Below are 3,426 nucleotides of genomic sequence, written 5' to 3'. Positions count from 1 at the left end.
GCCCGGCCAGGAGGCCGCCGTCGAGATCGCGGGCGTCACCGGCAGCGCCCCCGGCCGCGGTTCCACCCTCACCCTGACCGCCCCCGCCGGGGCCCGGGTGACCGGCCTCCCGCTGGAGGACTCCGGCTACACCGGCGCCCTGGCCGCCTCCGGCCGCACCGCCTCCTACACGGCCACGGCCACGGCCGCCGAGCCGTGGCAGGACCGGGTGTTCCCCTTCGTCCTCGCCGTGCCCGAGGACGCCCGGCCGGGAACCGTGCTGAAGGGCTGCGCCCTGCGGCTCACCGACGCACGGGGCGCCGCCCGCGCGGCCGGCGGCTGCCGGGTGACGGTGGGCCTGGCCGAGCCCACGCTCACCCGCCCGGAGTCCGGCGTACCGCTCGACGCCCGGCCGGAGATCGCCGGCACCGCCCATCCGGGCGCGCAGATCACCGTGCTGGACGGCGCGGACACCGAGGTGTGCAGCACCACCACCGGCCCGGACGGCCGCTGGGCCTGCACCCCCGGCCCGCCCCTCGCACCCGGCGGCCACCGCATCCAGGCCGCGGCCACCCTCGACGGGGTGGGCGCGGTGAGCCAGCAGATCGCCGTCACGGTCGGGACGGCGGCGACACCCGCGGGCTGACGGACACCCGGCTCCGGACCGCAGGGTGCCGTCGGCCCGGCCCCGGTGAGGCCGCGCCGCCGGCCCGGGCCCGCGTCACACGTGCCCGGGACCTCCGCTGCCGAAGCCGCCGCTGGAACCGGGGCTCCAGCGCCGCGGGCTCTGGTCCTTGCCCGTCCTCGTCGCGGCGCGATGGAACTCGTGGGGCATGATCCGCTCGCCGCCCTGCGACCGGGGCACCTCGTCGGGCTCCCGCATCTCCCTCATCTCGTGCACCGCGCCGCCGTCGGGCAGCCGCGGCTGCTCCTCGGGACGCGGGCGGTGCTCCTCGGTGTCCATGACCCGCATGCCGACCCGTACGGCCCAGATCAGCGCGCCGGCGACGACCAGCCCGCCGATGAAGGCCGCGACCACGTTCAGTACGTCCTGGCCTGCGGCCAGAACCTCATACGTTGCCGTGCTCATGTTCCGAGTATGGACCCAGGAATGTGATAAAGCGCCCGGAATGCCCGTTCATGGTCCTGGCCCGGCCCGCCCGTACCGCCGGGGAGCCCGCGTGCCCGTTCGGCCGTCACCGGCGGGCGGTGGCCCAGGGGCCGTGGCAGATTGCGGCCAGAGGGAAGGCCGGGACGGGCCGTCGCGTCCCCACGTGTGCAGCTCGGGGCCCGGCCCCGGCCTTCCCGTCTTCCACGGTCATCGGTGAGCGGTCGGATCGGTCGGATCGATCGGATCGGTCGGATCAGTCGGATCGATGGACTCCGCGCCGATGGCGGTCCTCGCCCTGGACTCCGACGGGCCGCGCCCAGTGGCCGCCGGTCGCCCCGTGGCGGGAGGGCGACTTCGCCGGGGGCAGCCCTGCCCCGACCGGAGCAACGGGCCCGACCACGCTGATCGCACCCGCCGCCCTGCAGGCGACCTGCCGGCGGCCGGCGGCAGGGCCGCCGTCCGCTACGCCGGTCGCCTGACGCGAGCCGCCCGCGCGGCTGACGGATTCCCCCGACCGGCCGTAAGGCCCGGATCCTTCGCGGATCCGGGCCTTACGCTGTGACACCTGTCGTCGGCGGGACAGATTTTCCGGGCGGGCGACTAGAATTCCGGTGCGGGGAACCCGTCCCCGCAGCGGGCCGTGGTCTGTCAGCGGTCCGCAGGAAGGTGGGTATGCCCTCGGACAGTCAGCCGTACTCCGACGTGGACCCGTCGGACACGGATCGTCTTCCCGTCGCCGACCGGCTCGACGACGATCACTTCCCGGCCTACACCATGGGCAGGGCCGCGGAACTGGTCGGCGCCACACCGGCGTTCCTTCGCACGCTGGGCGAGGCGGGACTGATCACCCCGACCCGGTCGGAGGGCGGTCACCGCCGGTTCTCGCGGCACCAGCTGAAGCTGGCCGCCCGCGCCCGTGAGCTGGTGGACCGGGGGACACCGGTCGACGCCGCCTGCCGCATCATCAGCCTCGAGGAGCAGCTCGACGCCGCGGAACGGGACAACGAGCGGCTGCGGCGGACGGACGACCGGACCGTTCCCGGACGCCGCTGAAAATCTGCTTCCGCCGGAACAGAAATACGCCCCTCCCGGCCGACATCTATTCTCCCCAAACACGCGCGGCGCGATTTTTCCCGGTGATTTTTATCGCTTGCCGCAGATATCCCGCGTGCTAGGCTGACGTCAGTTGCAGTTGTGGTTGCCAGTTTGCCACCGGTTCTCCGGGCAGGTGATCATCGCGACGATGAGGGAATTCGTAAAGTGCGTTTTCCCGGCACTGTCTCAGGAGATTTGATATGGCCACCGGTACGGTGAAGTGGTTCAACTCGGAAAAGGGCTTCGGCTTCATCGAGCAGGACGGCGGCGGCGCTGACGTCTTCGCCCACTACTCGAACATCGCCACCTCGGGCTTCCGCGAGCTCCAGGAAGGCCAGAAGGTGACCTTCGACGTCACTCAGGGCCAGAAGGGCCCGCAGGCGGAGAACATCGTTCCTGCCTGACCCGTACCGCGTACTTTCGTACGCACGTACGCAGGGTTTTCGAGAGGGGCCCGCACTTCGGTGCGGGCCCCTCTCGCATGTCCGGCCCCTGCTGCCGCAGTATTCCTGCGCCCCGATTCCGCCGGGCGGCGGGTCAGCTCTGCTTGGGGGCCGCCTGCTGGACCACCTCGAACGACCAGAGCGTCGCGTCGGTGGCCGCCGGCCGCGGCTTCTCGGCCGCCTGCGGCCCGTCGCCGCCGTGGGCGGCCTGGCCGCGCCCGGCCATCCAGCGCTGGAAGTCCTCCTCCGTCCGCCAGCGGGTGTAGACGAGGTAGGTGTCGGTGCCCTCGACGGGGCGCAGCAGCTCGAACCACTCGAAGCCGTCCGAGCTCTCGACCGCGCCCGCCCGGGCGGCGAACCGCTTCTCCAGCGTCTCCCGCTGGTCCTCCGGGACGGTGAGTACGTTGATCTTGACGATGCTCATGGTCCGATTCTTCCGCAACGCCGGTTCCGCTTCACGGACGGGTGGCGTGCGGAGCGGCGGCTCGTGCCCGGCGGACGCCGGCGCCCGGGGTGGGCGGTGCGTGGAGGGCGGGGTGTGCTCACCCGGTCAGCCGAGGCAGATCACCAGAAGGCAGAGCCGGGCGGAGGAGTCCGACGCGTCGGACGACGATCCGGCCGAGGGGCCGGGGGAGGTGGCCTGCGCCCCGTCCCGGTCCGTGGTGCCGCCGCCGCCCCGACGGCTGCCGGTGGCGTCGTCCCCGGTACCGGCCGCCGTGCCGCCCGAGCCCGAGCCCGCGGTCCCGGAGGCGCTGCCCGCTCCGGTCCCCGTCCCCGCCCGGGACGAGGTCGCCGGGG

General features: G+C 73.4%; 5 protein-coding genes and 1 pseudogene. 3 read left to right on the top strand and 3 right to left on the bottom strand.

Features of this window, described 5'->3' with window-relative positions; genetic code table 11:
• The coding region (locus tag G3I53_RS27445) for an Ig-like domain-containing protein (RefSeq protein WP_164438887.1) at positions 1-625 on the top strand (625 nt) is incomplete at its 5' end.
• A gap of 75 nt (positions 626-700) precedes the next feature.
• Here the strand turns inward: G3I53_RS27445 and G3I53_RS27440 are convergent.
• Positions 701-1,069, bottom strand: coding sequence for a DUF6479 family protein (locus tag G3I53_RS27440; protein ID WP_164337739.1), 369 nt, complete (start codon positions 1,067-1,069; stop codon positions 701-703).
• A 693-nt stretch (positions 1,070-1,762) separates the two neighbouring features.
• On the opposite strand from G3I53_RS27440, the gene G3I53_RS27435 reads away from it, so the two are divergent.
• Entirely contained in the window at positions 1,763-2,143 is a 381-nt protein-coding gene (locus G3I53_RS27435) for a MerR family transcriptional regulator (protein ID WP_164337738.1), read from the top strand.
• 242 nt (positions 2,144-2,385) lie between these two features.
• A complete protein-coding gene (locus G3I53_RS27430) occupies positions 2,386-2,589 on the top strand; it encodes a cold-shock protein (protein WP_004985680.1) in 204 nt (67 codons plus the stop codon).
• Between the two features lie 133 nt (positions 2,590-2,722).
• Here the strand turns inward: G3I53_RS27430 and G3I53_RS27425 are convergent, their stop codons facing one another.
• Both G3I53_RS27425 and G3I53_RS27420 read right to left on the bottom strand, forming a co-directional pair.
• A complete protein-coding gene (locus tag G3I53_RS27425; RefSeq protein WP_164337737.1) occupies positions 2,723-3,052 on the bottom strand; it encodes an antibiotic biosynthesis monooxygenase in 330 nt (109 codons plus the stop codon).
• A gap of 126 nt (positions 3,053-3,178) precedes the next feature.
• Positions 3,179-3,426, bottom strand: a pseudogene (locus tag G3I53_RS27420) (hypothetical protein); the annotation flags it as partial.

The sequence above is a fragment of the Streptomyces sp. SID14436 genome, from assembly GCF_010548465.1.
In the GTDB taxonomy this organism is placed as follows: domain Bacteria; phylum Actinomycetota; class Actinomycetes; order Streptomycetales; family Streptomycetaceae; genus Streptomyces.
The sequence above is the reverse complement of the archived record's forward strand: the minus strand, read 5'-3'. Positions and strand labels throughout refer to the sequence as shown.

Bases quoted from the DNA above. Each gene is read 5' to 3' on its own strand.
- G3I53_RS27425 (WP_164337737.1), bottom strand. From the start codon at position 3,052: ATGAGCATCGTCAAGATCAACGTACTCACCGTCCCGGAGGACCAGCGG.
- G3I53_RS27440 (WP_164337739.1), bottom strand. From the start codon at position 1,069: ATGAGCACGGCAACGTATGAGGTTCTGGCCGCAGGCCAGGACGTACTG.
- G3I53_RS27435 (WP_164337738.1), top strand. From the start codon at position 1,763: ATGCCCTCGGACAGTCAGCCGTACTCCGACGTGGACCCGTCGGACACG.
- G3I53_RS27430 (WP_004985680.1), top strand. From the start codon at position 2,386: ATGGCCACCGGTACGGTGAAGTGGTTCAACTCGGAAAAGGGCTTCGGC.